At 72.7% G+C, this 16,688-nt stretch carries 11 protein-coding genes; 6 read left to right on the top strand and 5 right to left on the bottom strand.

What is annotated here, in order from left to right:
* Positions 1-136: 136 nt before the first annotated feature.
* The gene (locus OG302_RS34675; protein WP_371530368.1) at positions 137-634 is read left to right on the top strand and encodes a hypothetical protein; all 498 of its coding nucleotides are present in this window, start codon (positions 137-139) and stop codon (positions 632-634) included.
* Between the two features lie 63 nt (positions 635-697).
* Here OG302_RS34675 and OG302_RS34670 read toward each other — a convergent pair whose 3' ends face one another.
* Both OG302_RS34670 and OG302_RS34665 read right to left on the bottom strand, forming a co-directional pair.
* Positions 698-1,855 (bottom strand): NAD(P)/FAD-dependent oxidoreductase, encoded by a 1,158-nt coding sequence (locus tag OG302_RS34670; RefSeq protein WP_371530367.1) that lies wholly within the window; start codon positions 1,853-1,855, stop codon positions 698-700.
* The gene (locus OG302_RS34665; protein WP_361843995.1) at positions 1,852-2,172 is read right to left on the bottom strand and encodes a bifunctional 3-phenylpropionate/cinnamic acid dioxygenase ferredoxin subunit; all 321 of its coding nucleotides are present in this window, start codon (positions 2,170-2,172) and stop codon (positions 1,852-1,854) included. The genes OG302_RS34670 and OG302_RS34665 overlap by 4 nt, the downstream gene beginning before the upstream one ends.
* Positions 2,173-2,364: 192 nt before the next feature.
* Here OG302_RS34665 and OG302_RS34660 point away from each other — a divergent pair, with 192 nt between their 5' ends.
* The 5 genes from OG302_RS34660 (at position 2,365) to OG302_RS34640 (ending at position 9,344) form a co-directional block, all read left to right on the top strand.
* Positions 2,365-3,216, top strand: a complete 852-nt coding sequence (locus OG302_RS34660; RefSeq protein WP_371530366.1) for an IclR family transcriptional regulator — start codon at positions 2,365-2,367, stop codon at positions 3,214-3,216.
* A 272-nt stretch (positions 3,217-3,488) separates the two neighbouring features.
* Positions 3,489-4,574 carry an S-(hydroxymethyl)mycothiol dehydrogenase gene (locus OG302_RS34655; protein WP_371530365.1) on the top strand — a complete coding sequence of 362 codons (1,086 nt, stop codon included), beginning with the start codon at positions 3,489-3,491 and terminating at the stop codon, positions 4,572-4,574.
* A complete protein-coding gene (locus OG302_RS34650; protein ID WP_371530364.1) occupies positions 4,571-7,012 on the top strand; it encodes an FAD-dependent oxidoreductase in 2,442 nt (813 codons plus the stop codon). The genes OG302_RS34655 and OG302_RS34650 overlap by 4 nt, the downstream gene beginning before the upstream one ends.
* A gap of 36 nt (positions 7,013-7,048) precedes the next feature.
* Positions 7,049-8,203, top strand: coding sequence for an N-methyl-L-tryptophan oxidase (solA, locus tag OG302_RS34645; RefSeq protein WP_371530363.1), 1,155 nt, complete (start codon positions 7,049-7,051; stop codon positions 8,201-8,203).
* A 13-nt stretch (positions 8,204-8,216) separates the two neighbouring features.
* Entirely contained in the window at positions 8,217-9,344 is a 1,128-nt protein-coding gene (locus tag OG302_RS34640; protein WP_371530362.1) for an aromatic ring-hydroxylating dioxygenase subunit alpha, read from the top strand.
* 30 nt (positions 9,345-9,374) lie between these two features.
* Here OG302_RS34640 and OG302_RS34635 read toward each other — a convergent pair whose 3' ends face one another.
* The 3 genes from OG302_RS34635 to OG302_RS34625 all read right to left on the bottom strand — a co-directional run bounded on the left by OG302_RS34635 (position 9,375) and on the right by OG302_RS34625 (position 16,640).
* The gene (locus tag OG302_RS34635; RefSeq protein WP_371530361.1) at positions 9,375-14,081 is read right to left on the bottom strand and encodes a hypothetical protein; all 4,707 of its coding nucleotides are present in this window, start codon (positions 14,079-14,081) and stop codon (positions 9,375-9,377) included.
* Between the two features lie 62 nt (positions 14,082-14,143).
* Positions 14,144-15,037, bottom strand: a complete 894-nt coding sequence (locus tag OG302_RS34630) for a hypothetical protein (protein WP_371530360.1) — start codon at positions 15,035-15,037, stop codon at positions 14,144-14,146.
* Between the two features lie 76 nt (positions 15,038-15,113).
* Positions 15,114-16,640, bottom strand: coding sequence for a hypothetical protein (locus tag OG302_RS34625; RefSeq protein WP_371530359.1), 1,527 nt, complete (start codon positions 16,638-16,640; stop codon positions 15,114-15,116).
* Between the last annotated feature and the right edge of the window lie 48 nt (positions 16,641-16,688).

Here is a 16,688-nt window from a genome sequence, read left to right as displayed (position 1 = left end):
GGGGACAGCGGGCACCAGAGACCGCATGCCGTCACCAGGTGGCGTAAAGCTGCGTATACCGGGCAGCCACTGGAAGGTCGGATCCGCCGGCATCTCATCGAACAGCCCGTGGGGGCATCGGGGGAGTGACGAGTTGATGGGCACGGCAGAACGCCAGAGGGCGACCGCGGATGAGCACGAGACATCCAGGCGTCAGTCCGGCGAGCACCACAGGGAGACCGAGGGCCGCGGGGAGCCCGAGTACCGCAGGGAGTTGTGGGTCGAGGAGCCGGCGCGCAGACGCCGCCTGCCGGATCCGGTGCGCACGGCCGCGGTGCGAGCCGTGATCATCGTGGCGCTGACCCTGATACAGGCGATGACGGCGTTCCTGTGCGCGCTGGCCGGATCGTGGTTGTCCTTCCCGATGGTGCTCGGCAGCGTGGCCAGCACCGTCGTCGCCACCTGGGGTGTTCTGGACGTGTGGGTCACCCGCCAGGTGTGGAACCAGCGGAACGGCGTGGTGTCGGTGCCGAGCAGCACGGCACGTCAGTTGCGGCGCGAGCGCCGCCGGGCCCGTCGGCAGGCCCGCACGACGGCGCGGAACGAGGAACGCATACGGCGGCGTGGCGGGGCAGGACAGTTGTCGCACCCGTAGGCGCTTCCGGGAGCATCCCGAGGGGCACCCCGTAGAGCATCTGCGAGGGGGCTCAGCCGCGGATCAGGCCGCCACCGGCATCTCGGTCAGCAAGCCGCGCCGCATCCGCATGAACGGGCGCGGGCGGTCCACTCCGAGGACGGCGGTGGTGCGCCCCTCACGCTCGTACGCGGCGAGGAAGCTGCCCTCCTCCGGTGAGCCTTCGAGGAGGCGCACGGTGTCGTCGGGGCGCCGCCGTCCCGCGAACTGGATGCGGGAGCCGTACTGATCGGACCAGAAGTACGGCAGCGGGCGCACGGTCTCGGCGGTGTGACCGGCCAGCAGGTTGCGTACAGCGACGCGGGGTTGCTCCGTGGCGCTCGTCCAGTGCTCGGCCCGCGCGCCGCCCACGCGGGCGACGTCACCCACCGCGACGACATGGGGCAGCCCGGTGACACAGCCGTCGTCGCAGAGCACTCCGTCGCCCACGGCGACGGTCGAGCCCGCGAGCCAGCCGGTGTTGGGGACGGCCCCGATGCCGACGACGACCACATCGGCAGGGAGGAGACGGCCGTCGGCCAGTTCCACCGCGTGTACGGCCGTCTCGCCGTGCAGCGCGGCGACACCGGTGCCCGTCACGAGCGCCGCTCCCCCGCGCGCGTGCAGTCCGGCACAGAAGGAGGCCATGTCCGCGCCCAGTTGCGGGAGGAGCGGCAGGGGTGCGGCCTCGACGACCGTCACCTCGTGCCCGAGCGCCACACACGAGGACGCGGTCTCGGCGCCGATGAATCCGCCGCCGATCACGACGACCCGCCGCGGCCCCGCGGTCAGCTCCCCGCGCAGGGCGCGGGCGTCGTCCAGGGAGCGCAGCGTGTGCACCCCCGCCAGGGAGGGCCCGGGCAGCCGGCGCGCGGACGCGCCGGTCGCGATGACCACCCCGTCGCTCGCGACGGTCCGGCCGTCCTCCAGGAGCACGGTGCGGCCACGCGGGTCCAGGCCACGGGCGCGCACCCCCAGCAGCCACTCGGCGGCGAGTTCGCCGCTCTCCTCGTCGTCCGACAGGGCGAGTTGGGCCTCGTCGGCCTTGCCGGCGAGGAAGTCCTTGGAGAGGGGCGGCCTGTCGTACGGTTGATGCGGCTCGTCTCCGATGATCACGAGCCGTCCGTCGTACCCCTGGGCGCGCAGCTCGCGCGCCGCGTAGAGCCCGGCGAGCGAGGCGCCCACCACGGTGATGGTCCTCATGCGGCGGAACCCTCCTCGGCCACGAGGTGGACGTGGATCGTGCCGTCGTCCACGCTCACCCGGTGGGTGCGCACGGCGCGGCGGGCTGGCAGGCAGGTCGGCATCCCGGTGCGGAGATCGAATGAGGCGGCATGGAGCGGACATTCGACCAGGCATCCTTCGAGCCAGCCCTCGGAGAGGGAGGCGTCCTGGTGGCTGCAGGTGTCGTCGATGGCGTAGATCTCGCCCTCGGCGTTGAACACCGCGATGGGTGGCGTGGTGTCGACACGGACGGATTCGCCCGCGGGGAGGTCTTCAAGGCGGCAGACGGGAATCATTGGGCCCCCCTCTTGTATCTCTCTCGGCCCGGTCCTGACACCTTCTCGGCGCAGGACCCTTCGGTAACATGATGTTTCGCATGGCGCACGAGGGAGCGCTATGCGCAACAGAATCCGGTCGGGACGCCCACCGCGTCAAGGGCTTCCCGAAGATGCGGCTTCAACAGGCCGCGAGGTGGTGAGAGTTGAGATATGACCGGCACGCGGAAACAGCCTGATCAGAACGAGGAGCCGCGCGGAAACCGCCCCGAAAACCGACCCGGCTCCCGCGAGAAGCAGGTGAAACCGGCACCGGGATCCGTCCAGTCCGTGGACCGCGCGGTCAGCGTCCTGGAGATACTCGCCCGGCTCGGCGAGGCCGGGGTCACCGAGATCGCCGACGAGCTGGGGGTGCACAAGTCGACGGCCTTCCGGCTGCTCGGCGTCCTGGAGAACCGGGGCCTCGTGGGCCAGGCCAAGGACCGCGGGAAGTACTTCCTGGGGGCCGGCGTACTCCGCCTCGCGGGGGCGGCGGCAGTGCGTCTGGACATCTCCCAGGAGGGCGGCCCGGTCTGCCGCGACCTCGCCGACGAGCTGGGCGAGACGGTCAACATCGCGATCCTGGACGACGACGCCGCGGTCAACATCATGCAGGCCCGCGGCCCCGCGTCCGTGACCGCGCAGAACTGGCTGGGCAGACGCACCCCGCTGCACGCCACCTCCAGCGGCAAGATCCTCCTCGCCCATCTGCCCACGACGCTGCGCGAGGGCCTGATCGCGCGGACGCTGCCGCGCCTGACCGAGCACACGGTGACCGGCATGGTGGCACTGCGCGGCGAGCTGGAGGCCGTCGTCGACCAGGGGTTCGCCATCGCCGTGGAGGAGCTCGAGGTGGGCCTGGCCGCCGTCGCCGCGCCGGTGCGGGCGCACGACGGCAAGGTGATCGGGGCGCTCAGCGCGTCGGGGCCCGTGTACCGCCTGACCGAGGACCGCCTGACCGAGCTCGCCAAGCGCACGGTCGCCGCGGCCCTGGAGCTGTCGCGGCGGATGGGCTACGGCTTCTGACCGACGATCAGTAGACGCCGCCAGTAGACGCCGCGGGCGAGGGCGGAACCGGAAGTCACCGGTTCCGCCCTCGCCTTTTCTCCGCGCTCTCGCCGCGCCCGGTTCACGTCCGCGCCGCGCCCGCGCCGGTCGTATGTCGATCGCGTTTCGCCGTGCCCAGCCGATTTGCCAAGGGTTAACTCCCACCCCTTGACGGCCTCTTGATGGCGTTCCCACTATGTCTCTCATAGCGCAACCCGTCGTGCAGTGCGCAACAGCAGAGGAGTCTGGCCGTGCCACACGAGGTCCGTGCCGTCGTCGCCATGAAAAAGGGCGCACCCGTCGAGGTGCAGACGATCGTCGTGCCAGATCCCGGACCGGGAGAGGTACTTGTCTCCGTGCAGGCCTGCGGGGTCTGCCACACGGATCTGCACTACCGGGAAGGTGCGATCAACGACGACTTCCCGTTCCTGCTCGGCCATGAGGCCGCCGGCACCATCGAGGCGGTCGGCACCGATGTCACCGATCTCGTCCCCGGCGACTACGTGGTGCTGGCCTGGCGCGCCCCCTGCGGAAGCTGCCGCTCCTGCCTGCGCGGCCGCCCCTGGTACTGCTTCGACTCACGCAATGCCGCCCAGCCCATGACCCTGCTGGACGGCACCCCCCTGAGCCCCGCCCTCGGCATCGGCGCCTTCGCCGAGAAGACCCTGGTCGCCGCCGGGCAAGCGGTGAAGGTCGATCCGGCGGCCCGCCCCGAGGCCGCCGGACTCATCGGCTGCGGAGTGATGGCCGGCTACGGGGCCGCCGTGAACACCGGACGGGTGGGCCGCGGCGACACCGTGGCCGTCATCGGCTGCGGCGGCGTCGGCAACGCGGCCATCGCCGGTGCCTCGCTGGCGGGCGCGCGCCGCGTCATCGCCGTCGACATCGACGAGGGCAAGCTCGACGGCGCGACCCGGTTCGGCGCCACGCACACCGTCAACTCCCGTGGCACGGACCCGGTCGACGCGGTCCGCGAGCTCACCGGCGGTTTCGGGGTCGACGTCGCGATCGACGCGGTCGGCACCCCGTCGACGTACAAGCAGGCCTTCTACATGCGTGATCACGCGGGTGTGCTCGTGCAGGTCGGGGTGCCCGACCCGGAGATGCGGATCGATCTGCCGCTGATCGACCTGTTCTCGCGGGGCGGCGCCCTCAAGTCGTCCTGGTACGGGGACTGTCTGCCGACCCGGGACTTCCCGATCCTCGTCGACCAGTACCTGAGCCGTCGGCTCGACCTCGGCGGCTTCGTCTCGGAGACCATCACGCTCGACCAGGTCGAGGAGGCCTTCGGCAGGATGCACCGCGGTGAGGTCCTGCGATCGGTGGTGGTCCTGTGAGCGGCCGATCCGCCACGCCTCGCGTCGTCGTCATCGGCGCCGGCATCGTCGGCTGCTCGCTCGCCGACGAGCTGACCGCCCGCGGCTGGACCGACGTCACGGTCCTCGAACAGGGGCCGCTGCCCGCCCCCGGCGGCTCCACCTCGCACGCCCCCGGCCTCGTCTTCCAGACCGGCCCCTCCAAGACCCTGACCGCCTTCGCGACGTACACGGTCGAGAAGTTCGGGTCCCTGGAAGTGGACGGCCTCTCCTGCTTCAACCCGGTCGGCGGCCTCGAACTCGCCACCACGCCCGAGCGCTGGGCCGACCTGCACCGCAAGGCCGGGTACGCCGCATCCTGGGGCATCCGCGCGGAGCTGGTCGGTCCGGCCCGGTGCAAGGAGATGTGGCCGCTCATCGACGAGAGCAAGGTTCTGGGCGGCCTGCACACTCCCGACGACGGGCTCGCCCGCGCCGTCCTCGCCTGCCGCGCGCAGATCGAGCGGGCACACGCGCGTGGCGCGCGTTTCCTCGACCGGCACACCGTGACGGGCATCGAGCAGGAGGACGGCCGGGTCACCGCCGTCGTGACCGACCGGGGCACCTTCCCGGCCGACCACGTCGTGTCGGCGGCCGGTTTCTGGGGGCCGGTGATCAGCCGGATGGCCGGTGTCGACATACCGCTGCTTCCCCTTGCCCACCAGTACGCGAAGACCGGGCCGCTGCCCGAGCTCGCGGGCGTCAACGACCCGCGCACGGAGGCCTCGAAGCCGATCCTCCGCTTCCAGGACCGTGATCTGTACTTCCGTGAGCACACCGACCGCATCGGCATCGGCTCCTACGCCCATCGGCCCCTGCCCGTGGACGCCTTCACGGTCCCGGCGTACGACGACGCGGCGGAGATGCCGTCCTCGTACCCCTTCACCGAGGAGGATTTCGCGCCGAGTTGGGAGGACTGCGGCCGGCTGCTGCCGTCACTCCGCGACACGGACGTCGCAGAGGGCTTCAACGGTGTCTTCTCCTTCACCCCGGACGGGATGCCGGTCCTCGGCGAGTCCCGTGCGCTGCGCGGCTTCTGGCTGGCCGAGGCGGTGTGGGTGACGCACTCGGCGGGCGTGGCCAAGGCGGTCGCCGAGTGGATGGTCGACGGGCGACCCGCCATCGACGTACACGACTGCGACCTGACCCGCTTCGAGACCGCCCAGCGCTCCCCCGCGTACGTCGCCGACCGCGGCGCCCAGCAGTTCGTCGAGGTCTACGACGTCCTCCACCCCCTGCAGCCCATGGAACGGCCCAGGCCGCTGCGGGTCAGCCCCTTCTACGCCCGGCAGCAGGAGCTCGGCGCGGTCTTCCTGGAGGGCGGCGGCTGGGAGCGCCCCCATTGGTACGAGGCGAACGCCCAACTCCTCGCGGGCGTCGAGGTCCCCGCACGCGACGCCTGGTCGGCCCGCCACTGGTCGCCGATCGCGGCCGCGGAGGCGAGGGCGACCCGCGAGAAGGTCGCCCTCTACGACATGACTCCCCTGCGCCGCCTGGAGGTGTCCGGGCCCGGCGCGCTCGCCTTCCTGCAGCGCATGACCTCCAACAACCTGGCCAAGAAGCCCGGCGCGGTGACGTACACCCTCCTCCTGGACGAGGCGGGCGGCATCCGCTCCGACCTCACGGTGGCCCGGCTCACCCCGGAACGCTTCCAGGTCGGCGCCAACAGCCCGGCCGACCTCGACTGGCTGCTGCGCCACGCCCCCGGCGACGTGCACCTGCGGGACATCACCTCCGGGACCTGCTGCATCGGCGTCTGGGGGCCGCTGGCCCGCGAGCTCGTCCAGCCGCTCACCCGCGACGACTTCTCGCACGAGGGGTTCGGCTACTTCCGGGCCAAGGAGACGTACATCGGGCATGTCCCGGTTACGGCGATGCGGTTGTCGTACGTCGGTGAGCTGGGCTGGGAGCTCTACACGGACGCCGACACCGGGCTCCGGCTCTGGGACACCCTCTGGGAAGCAGGGCAGGAGCACGGCGTGATCGCGGCCGGGCGGTCGGCGTTCAACAGCCTGCGCCTGGAGAAGGGGTACCGCGCCTGGGGCCATGACATGACCACCGAGCACAATCCGTACGAGGCGGGGGTCGGCTTCGCGGTCCGCATGGACCGTGGTGACTTCGTGGGCCGCGCCGCGCTCGAACGCCTCGGCTCCCCGGAGCGCAGGCTCACCGCTCTCCTGCTCGACGATCCGGCCGCCGTGGTCCTCGGCAAGGAGCCCGTCTTCGTCGACGGGGTGCCGGCCGGGTACGTCACCAGCGCCTCGTACGGCTACACGCTGGGCCGTTGCGTCGCCTACGCATGGCTTCCGCCGCTGGAGACGGGCGCGGGCGTGCACGTCGAGTACTTCGGCGAGAAGGTCCCCGCGACGGTCGCCGAAGAGCCGCTGTTCGACCCGAAGATGACCCGCATCCGCCGCTAGAGGCCCCCAATTCCCGGCTGTTCTGGAGGAAGCTCCGTGTCCCCCACCTATGACGTGATCGTGATCGGCCTCGGCGGCATGGGCAGCGCCGCCGCCCACCACCTGTCCGCGCGCGGCGCCCGTGTCCTCGGCCTGGAGAAGTTCGGGCCCGTCCACAACCGCGGCTCCAGCCACGGCGGTTCGCGCATCATCCGGCAGTCCTACTTCGAGGACCCCGCGTACGTCCCCCTGCTCCTGCGCTCGTACGAGCTGTACGCACGCCTGGAGCGCGACACCGGCCGCGAGATCGCCACCCTGTGCGGCGGTGTGATGGTCGGCCGCCCCGAGTCCCGCACCGTCTCCGGTTCGCTGCTCTCCGCGCGGCAGTGGGACCTCCCCCACGAGATGCTCGACGCCTCCGAGATACGCCGCCGCTTCCCGACGCTCAGTCCTCGCGACGACGAGATCGCGCTGTACGAATCGCGAGCCGGGCTCGTCCGGCCCGAGAACACCGTCGCCGCGCACCTTCAGCTCGCCACGCGGCAGGGCGCCGACCTGCACTTCGAGGAGCCGATGACGCACTGGGAGCCGTACCGGGACGGCGTGCGCGTGCACACAGCCGAAGACACGTACACGGCCGGGCAGTTGGTCATCTGCCCCGGTGCCTGGGCGCCGCGGCTCCTGACCGACATCGGGGTGCCGTTCACCATCGAGCGGCAGGTCATGTACTGGTTCCAGCCGACCGGCGGCGTACGGCCCTTCCTGCCGCAGCACCACCCGATCTACATCTGGGAGGACGCGGACGACGTCCAGGTCTACGGCTTCCCGGCCATCGACGGCCCCGACCTCGGCGCCAAGGTCGCCTTCTTCCGCAAGGGCACGCCCTGCACTCCCGAGACCATCGAGCGCACGGTCCACGAGCACGAGGTCGCCGCCATGGCGGAGCACATGTCCGGCCATATCCCCTCCCTGCCGGGGCAGTTCCTCAAGGCGGCGACCTGCATGTACTCCAACTCGCCCGACGAACACTTCGTCATCGCCCGCCACCCGGCCCACCCGGACTCGGTCACCGTGGCGGCCGGGTTCTCCGGGCACGGCTTCAAGTTCGTGCCGGTCGTCGGCGAGATCGTCGCCGATCTGGCGCTGCGGGGCACCACCGAACACCCCATCGAGCTCTTCGACCCCAGCCGCCTGGCCGCCGCGCCCGCTTGAGGAGTACGCCACCGTGACGACGACCCCCGAGGCCCCGGCCGCCGCCAGCCTGATGACCACGCTGCCGGGCCACTTCTACACCGATCCCGACATCTTCCGGCAGGAACAGGAACGCGTCTTCGAGTCCCTCTGGTTCTGCGCGGTGCGCGCCGCCGACCTCGGCAAACCCGGCGCCTTCCGCACCGTGCAGATCGGCCGCGAGAGCGTCCTGATCACCCGCTCCCGCTCCGGGGAGCTGCGCGCCTTCCTCAACATCTGCCGGCACCGCGGCGCCCGGCTCTGCACACAGGAGTCCGGCGAGGTGCGCCGCGCCCTCCAATGCCCTTACCACGCATGGACGTACGACCTCGACGGCAAGCTGATCGCCGCGCCGAACCTGGTGAAGATGCCGGACGTCGACCGCACCGCGTACGGCCTCGTGAAGGTCGCGCTCAGGGAGTGGCTCGGCTATGCCTGGGTGTGTCTGGCGGACGAACCGCCGTCCTTCGAGGAGACCGTGATCGGTGCGGCCGTGGAGCGCCTGGGCGACGCGGCGTCCATCGAGCGCTACCGGACGGAGGGGCTCGCCCTCGGCAAGCGCGTCACGTACGACGTGCGCGCCAACTGGAAGCTGATCGTCGAGAACTTCATGGAGTGCTATCACTGCGCGACCATCCACCCCGAACTGACCGATGTCCTGCCGGAGTTCGCGGACGGGTTCGCCGCCCAGTACTACGTCGGGCACGGCGCCTCGTTCGGTGAGGAGGTCAGCGGCTTCACCGTCGACGGCAGCGCGGGCTTCGACCGCCTCCCCGAGGTCGCCGAGGACCAGGACCGGCGCTACTACGCGATCACGATCAAGCCGACCGTCTTCATCAACCTCGTCCCCGACCACGTGATCCTGCACCGGATGTTCCCGCTGGCCGAGGACCGCACGGTCGTCGAGTGCGACTGGCTGTACGCACCCGAGATCGTCGCGTCCGGTGTCGACCTGACCAAGTCCGTGGAGCTCTTCCACCGGGTCAACGAACAGGACTTCGAGGCCTGCGAGCGCACCCAGCCCGCGATGGCCTCACGTGCCTATCGCGGAGGCGGGGTGCTCGTGCCGACCGAGCATCACATCGGTCTTTTCCATGAGTGGCTGACCGGTCGGCTGACCTAGGGCCTTATCTCAGAGGGTGGATGCCGGTTCTCAGGGGGTGGGCGCCGGGCGCTTGTACATGCGCGTCGCCGTGATCTCCCCGTGCACCGTCTCCTCGGCCGGGTCCTGCTGCGGCAGGCCCGGCCGCAGGTGCTCCTCGACGCTGATGTACTTCAGCCCCGCACGCAGGTCCGCGTCGTTCCGCAAGCGGATGACCAGCGGGAACTCCGCGAGCGCGGTCGTGTCGAACAGGCCCGTGGTGTAGAGCAGCTGCACGCCGAGCGCGTCCGACACGGCCCGCTGGAGCTCCAGGAGGTACGTGGCGTTGGCGCGGCCGATGGGGTTGTCGAGGAAGAGCGTGCCTGCGTGCCGGTGCTTGTCGCGGCCCCGGTCGTTGCTGCGCAGGGCGGCCATCGTGCAGTACAGGGCGATGGCGGCGGTGAGGAGCTGGCCGCCGGAGAAGACGTCGCCCATCTGGCCGACCGGCACCCGCTCGGCACGCAGGACGGCGTCCGGCTTGAGGATCTCCACGGCGATGCCGCGTGGCTCCAGGGCGGCCTGAACTCCGCGCAGCAGCAGGGACATTCCGTCGCGCCGCATGTCGGAGTTCTTCTTGACCGCGGCCCGGGTGGCCTCGTCGATGACCTCGCCGAGGCGCTCGGTCAGCGTCGCCTGGTCGGGCTCCTCGAAGCGGACACGCAGGAACTCCTGGCCCGACCACTCCCCCAGGCCCTCGGGAAGCTGCGAGAGGCGCTGGGCGGAGCGGAGCGTGGCGAGCGAGGACTCCACGAGCCCGCGCAGGCGGTCCACGATGCTGTCGCGGTTGCGCTCGAGCTGCTCCAGCTCGTCGGTGAGCACACGCAGGCGGGGCGCGAAGGCGTCGGCCCACTTCTTGGCGTGCTCGGGCAGCGCGGACGCGGGCAGTTCGCGGATCTGCTGGCGGGCGGGGGTGCGCACCTGCTCGTAGCGGGTGGAGTTCGCGTGCCGTACGAGGATGTCGCTGGCCTCGCGGACGGCGGCCTCGGCGGTGGAGAGGTCGGCGGCGCAGCCGCGCAGGGAGCGCCGGGCCTCGGACGCGGACTGGCGGGCCTCTTCGAGGGTGCCGGGGTAGGGCTCGGTCTCCTCGGCGGCTTCCTCTTCCTGGTGCTGCTCGCGCAGCAAATCGCGCAGGAGGGCGGCCGTCTCGTCGAAGCCGCCCGCCGCGTCCTCGGTGGCGCGGTGGGCGTGCAGGAGGGTGGCGTGCGCGTCCTTGGCCTGGCTCAACGCCTCGGTGTGGGCGGCCAGTTCGCCGGTGGCGGTGCGCAGAAGGGCCTGCGCCTGCTCGGCGTCGGCGGGGACGAGCTCTTCGGGGAGCTCGGTGTGCGCGTCGGCGTCGTCCTGCGGGGCGAGCCGTTCGGCCTCGCCGCGGAGCCTGCCGAGCTGCTCGCTGGCGGCGGAGGCGCGGGTCTCGATGAGCTGGACCTGGGCCTCCGCGCGCGCGGAGGCGGCCTGGCGGGACGGGCCGTCCGAGCCGTCCGTGCCCTCCAGGAGCAGGGCGGCGCGGGTGCGGACCTTGTTGCTGAGCCGGTCGAGCTCGGCGAGTGCGCTGCTCTCGTCGCTCTCGGCGCGGGCCTGTTCGGCGCGCAGGTCGGCGCCGACGCCGACCTTTTCGTAGAGCTGGGACGCGGCGCGGTAGGCCTCGCGGAGGGCGGGCAGCGACGTCTTGGGGGCGCCCGTGTCCTCCGGGATGTCCTCGGGGGCGCCCGCGATCTCGGCGCGCTCGGCGCGCAGGGCGCGGGCGGTGCGGCGGGCGTCGTCGGCGGCGCGCTGGGCGGATCGCCGGTCCTCGTCGGCGGCGCGGGCGCGGTCCAGGCAGGCCTGGGCGCGGGCCTCCGACTCGACGGCGTCGTCGGCGAGTTCGCGCAGTTTGGCCTGCCAGCCCGCGCGCTCGCGCAGGCGGAACGCGAGCCCCGCGAGGGCGTCGGCGGCGCGCCGCGCGCGTTGCGCGGCCTCCTGCCGCTCATCACGCGCGCGTGCCGCTTCGGCCGCCGCCTCGTCGGCCTCGGCCCGGACCGTGCGCGCCTCGGTGAGCTCGGCCTCGGCCTCTTCGGCGAAGGCGCGGGCACTGCGTGCGGCGGCGGCGAGCTCCTCGATGCGTCCGGCCGGGCAGCCGCCGCGCCAGGAGGCGAGCCGCGCGGCGAGCTCGCGGTCCTTGGCCAGGCGCACGGCGAGCGCCCGGATCTCCTCGTCGCGCTGTGCCGCCCGCGCGCGGAGCGCCTGCCGCTCCTCGTCGGCGGCGTGTTCGTCGTGCATGGCCGGGTTCGGCGGTACGAGGAAGACGCTGCCGTCGGTACCGCTGCCCGCGTCCTCGCCCGGCGTCGGGGCGAGGAGGGCGGCGGCTGTGCCCACGGCGACGGCGGAGCGGGGCAGCAGGGCGGCGCCGGCGAGTGCTTCGCGGGCCCGTGCGTGGGTGGCGGGGTCGGTGATGACGACGCCGTCGACCAGCTCGGGCCGGGCGGCGAGCACGCGCGCGTGGTCGGCGGGGTCGACGGCCTGCGCGAGGTAGCGCCAGCCGGGGAGCGCGGGGATGCCGTGCTCGCCGAGGAACTCGACGGTGGCCAGGACGTCGGGTCCCGGGGGCAGGAGTCCGCCGTCACCGAGGGCGCCCAGGATCCGGGAGTCGTCGGCGGCGGCGGTCCGCAGTTCGAAGAGCTGCCGCTCGGCGGAGGCGACCCCGTCCTCCAGGAGCGTGCGGAGGTCGTCGGCGCTGCGGTCCAGCTCCGTGAGCGAGAGGGGGCCTTCGGCCAGGAGGCGGGTGGCGGTGGCCGCCCGGGCGGATCCGGCCGTGGCGCTGGCCGGCTCCGCGTTGTCGCTGCCGTCACCCGTCTCCCCGGCTCCCTGGCGAGGCTGCGGTACGCCGCCCGGAGAGCTCGCCCCGGGCAGGCCGAGCAGTTCGGCGAGGCGCTCGTCCTCGGCGATCGACTCGGCGGCACGGCGCTCGGCGTCGTAGGCGTGCTCGGCCGCGTCGGCGGCGTCCGAGGCGCGAGCCGCGGTGAGTTCGGCGCGGGCCTCGGCCGCGGCTGCTTCCTTGGCGTGCTCGGTGGAGCGTACGGAGGCCTCGCGGGCGGCGTCCCACGCGGTCACCGTGGTCTTCTCGGCGTCGCTCGCGGCCAGCGCGGCGCGGGCCGGGTCGGCGTCCGGTGCGGTGTCGTCCAGCCAGCCCGCGCGGACCGCCTCCGCGGTCTCCTGTTCGACCTCGGTGAGACGCTGGCGCAGGTGTCCGGCCTCGCTGCGGGCGCGCTGCGCCTCGGTCGCGGCGACGGTGGCGTCGCGGTGGGCGGCCTCGCCGGTCTCCTGGAGCGCGGCCGAGCGCTCCTCCTCCTCGTTCGCGAGGGACTCGGCGCCCTCGGCCGCGGTGTGCAGGACCCGGACGAGATCGGCAGCGGCCTTGGAGCGGGCGGCCAGTGCGGGCGCCGCGTCCCGTTCGGCCTCCAGGATCGCGGAGGCCACGCGCGCGGAGCGGTCGGCGGCGGCACGGTGGCGCAGGACGGCTTCGGCCGCCTGCCAGGCGGCGTGCAGCTGGCGTGCGTCGGCGAGCTCACGGCGCTGGGCGGCGGCGGCCTTCTCGGCGACGGTGAGCGCCAACGAAGCGTGCCGGAAGGCGAGTTCGGCGGAGATCAGGGCGGACCTGCCGCGTGCTTCCTCCGCCGTGGTGACGGTCTGCGCGGCGGCGGTGACCCGCTCGGCGAGATCCCCCGCGCGGCTGCGCTCGGCGACGGCGCGCGCGGAGAGTCGGCGGGCGAGCGCGCGGGTGCGCCGCTCGGCTCCCGCGTGCACGTCACGCGCGCGTGAGCGCGTGTCGGCGGCGTCGACGATCCGGCCGAGCAGGTCGACGGAGCCCGCGGTGAAGTCCCGTTCGGCGATGAGTTCGGAGCGGCGGCCCAGCTTGTTGCCGAAGCCGTGAACGAGGTCGGCGAGGCCGTCCGTGTCGCGCGTGTCGGTGACGGCGCGCAGCAGCAGGTCGGTGAAGTCGGAGTCCTTCTTGACCGCGAAGAGGCCCGCGGCCTCGCCCTCGTCGGCGTTCATCTCGCGCTGGTAGCGGAAGAGTTCGGGGTCGAGGCCCAGGTCGCCGAGGTGCTCGTTCCAACGGTCGTGGATCTCCTCCCAGTGCACTTCGAGGTGGGGGTACGCCTTGCCCGCGTCGGTCAACGCGTCGCGGAAGCCCTTCATGGTGCGCCGCCGCCCCTGGGCGCCCGACGCGCCTTCCACGGAGGGCCGTACGGCGGTGGACTCGGCGACCGGCAGCGAGTCCAGGCTCATGCCGGGCCCGGGACGGAAGGAGTACCACGCTTCGGCGAACTTCCGCGGGTCGTTGGAGACCTGGCGTCCACGCCATTCGCTGACCTTGCCGACCACGACGCACTCGCCGGTCAGCGTGTGCTGCCACTCAAGGGCCACGTGCCCGCAGTCGTCGGCGAGCAGGAACTTGCGCAGCACTCCGGAGCTCGCGCCGCCCAGCGTGTTCCGGTGGCCCGGCAGCATCACCGAGAAGATCAGCTTGAGCAGGACGGACTTGCCGCCGCCGTTCTCCAGGAAGAGCACGCCCGCGGGCGCCGGACGGCGGGGAGGGCCGACCGGCTCGTCCTCGAAGAACTCCGCCTGGGCGGGCGCGGGGTCGGGCACCTCCGCGCCGACGCCGCGCAGGTCAAGCACGGTGTCGGCGTAGCGCGCACCGGCGGGGCCGATGGAGTAGAGGCGGACCCGGGACAGCTCGTACATGGCGGCGGACTCTCGTCGTAAGTCGTGGGGAACAGCAGGAAGGTGGGGGTGGGGCGAGAGGCTCAGGAGTGGAAGGGCAGCCCCGCGTCGGCGGCCAGCTCCAGATCGTCGGTCTCGTCGGGGGGCAACAGGGTCGCGGACCCGTCCGTGACGGGCACGATGCCGAGCTCCAGGAGCTCGGCCATGGCGGCGCCGCCTGCCATGTCGCGCACCTGGAGCTGATAGCGGGCGGTGGTGCGGTACGTGCCCCCGGAGTCGTCGCCCGTGCGCTGCAGGAACCCGGAGTCGGTGAGGAACGCGACGGCCTTGCCGATGATCCCGGTGGTCGACCCGGCGAGGCGACGGGCGTCCTTGGTGGCGCCTGTCGAGCTGCGCCGCGACCAGATCCGCCAGGCGGCCTCCAGGCCGGGGGCGTCGGTCTGCGGGTCGGAGTTCTCGCCCTGCTCCTCGGCGCGCTCCTCCAGGCGGTGGCAGGCCTGCCGTACGAAAGCGTCGACGCCGTTGACCGTGACCCGCCCGATGTACCCGTCGTCGGCCAGGTCCTCGGGGCGCGGGAACGCCAGGGCGGCGACGGCGAGATGGGCGAGACCGTGCAGGAAGCGGTCGGTGGAGTCGGCGGCCGTACGGCGGGCGTAGTCGCCCATGCGGACGGCGAACACGGAGTCCTCGGCGGCCGTCACGGCCATCCCCGCGCGCGGGGACACCTCCAGGACGACGAGCCCGAGCCCGGCGGCGACGGCGTCGGCGAGCCGCGCGAACGGCGGGTCCTCGCGGTACCGGCGCAGCAGCTCGGCGTACTCCTGGTCGCGGGCGGGCTGGAGCTTGGGCTGGAGCCCGAAGGCGACGAGGCGCGCGGCGTCGGCGGCGTCGGCCGGGGTGATGGGGGCGGTCGCCGCGGGCGCCGCCGCCGGGTCCGGCTCGCCCCACGCGGCGTGCTCTGCGGGGTGCTCGGTCACGGCTTGTGCTCCTTGCGGCGGTCGTACGGGAGAGTCGGGGGATGGAGGTGGGGGTGGGGACGGAGGCCGGGGGTGTTCACGCGCCCTCCGTCCGGCCGGCCGCCATGCCGGCGGCGTCGAGGAGTGCGGTGCCCACGATGAGGTCGGCGCCGCCGAACTCCTGGTCGTCGAGTTCGGTGCCGTCGTCCACGGCGAACAGGAGCTTCTCCTCGCCCTGGCGGTAGGCGGTGCCGACCGGCGGGCTGGCCGCGTGCACGGCGAGGAGAGCTACCAGGTACGGCAGTTCGGTGTCGCGGAGCCGGGCGTCGGCGAGCAGGCCGGAGAGGCGCCGGGGCGCGTCGGCCGGCAGGTCGAGCAGCTCCATGGCGCTGGCGAGCTGCTCCTCGCTGAAGCGGCTGTCGTCGGGGGTGGCGATGAGGTCGGGCTCGGGCATCTCCATGCCCAGGTGCTCCCGCTCCTGCGGCGGCGTGAGCAGTATGTCGACGAGGTCTCCGACGCGGACGGACACGGGCGTGCGCAGGCCTGTCCCGCGCGCGAAGAACGCGCCCGTCACGCGGCTCGCCTGCTCGACCGGGAGCGGCAGGAGCGGGGAGACGAGCTGGCCGTACAGATCGAGCCCGCTGCGTGCGGTGGGGGGCGCGAAGGCCTGCCGGTCCTGCTCGGCCCGGAACAGCGGGCCCGCGTCGAGGAGCCGGGACTGTAGCTGCGTGTGACGGCGGATGCAGTCCTTGACGATGTCGACGAGCTCGGCGGCGCGGCGCTTCTGCTCGGGGTCCTCGGACTCGTCGCGTGCCTTGCGGATGTTCGTCAGGATCGCGTTCTCGTGGCGATAGCGGTCGGCGACGTGCTCAAGGGCCTCCGCGATCATGTCGGGGACGGCCTGGAGCCAGTCGACCGCGCGGACGTTGCGCCGGGTGGCGTCCAGGGCCCTGCGGAGCGTCTCCGAATACTGCACCGTCCGATACCGCGCCTGCTCGGCGGCGAGCTGGGCGTCGGCGAGGCGGCCGCGGCTGATGAGCACCTCGAGCTTCACCTCGGCGGCGATCTGGGCACTGGTGACGTCGGTGTCGAGGGCGCCCACGAGGACGTTGACCGCTTCGTCCGTCGTGCGGAGATAGACACTCCCCCCGTACCCGGGCACCTCTTCGATCAGCTTGAAGTCGTAGTCCCTGCGCACATAGGTGCCGTCGGGCGCGAAGGTGCCGTACACGGCGCGGAAGCCGCGGTCGACGCTGCCGACGTTGATCAGGTTCTCCAGGACCCAGCGGGCCACGCGCTCGTGCTCGGCCACGGGGCGCCGGGGAGCCTGGGCCCCGACGCGCGGGAGCAGCCTGGTCACTATCTGCTCGTGGTCGGCGCCGGTGTCGAAGTCCATGTTCAGTGTGACGAGGTCGATGGCGGAGAGGGCCACTTCCGCCATCGCGTACACCGAATACTCGCCCGCGAGGTTGGCCTTGCGCACGTCCAGGTCGTGCAGCGGCGCCGTGCAGGCGAGCGCGCGGAGCCGCCGCGCCAGGCCCTCGTCGGCGGCCGGGCCCGGAGCGGGCCTCGGCCCCGCGCTGAGCTGGGGCGGAACGGTGTCCGTAACGGCAGGCGAAGTCACGGTGCACAGACTAGATCCTCGGTCTGACAACGGTCGAAACGGCGCAGA

Origin of the sequence: Streptomyces sp. NBC_01283 (genome assembly GCF_041435335.1) — a bacterium.
In the GTDB taxonomy this organism is placed as follows: Bacteria; Actinomycetota; Actinomycetes; order Streptomycetales; family Streptomycetaceae; genus Streptomyces.
Note: the sequence above shows the minus strand (reverse complement) of the source record. Positions and strands in the feature narration are given on the sequence as shown.

Bases quoted from the DNA above. Each gene is read 5' to 3' on its own strand.
- OG302_RS34675 (WP_371530368.1), top strand. From the start codon at position 137: ATGGGCACGGCAGAACGCCAGAGGGCGACCGCGGATGAGCACGAGACA.
- OG302_RS34670 (WP_371530367.1), bottom strand. From the start codon at position 1,855: ATGAGGACCATCACCGTGGTGGGCGCCTCGCTCGCCGGGCTCTACGCG.
- OG302_RS34665 (WP_361843995.1), bottom strand. From the start codon at position 2,172: ATGATTCCCGTCTGCCGCCTTGAAGACCTCCCCGCGGGCGAATCCGTC.
- OG302_RS34660 (WP_371530366.1), top strand. From the start codon at position 2,365: ATGACCGGCACGCGGAAACAGCCTGATCAGAACGAGGAGCCGCGCGGA.
- OG302_RS34635 (WP_371530361.1), bottom strand. From the start codon at position 14,081: ATGTACGAGCTGTCCCGGGTCCGCCTCTACTCCATCGGCCCCGCCGGT.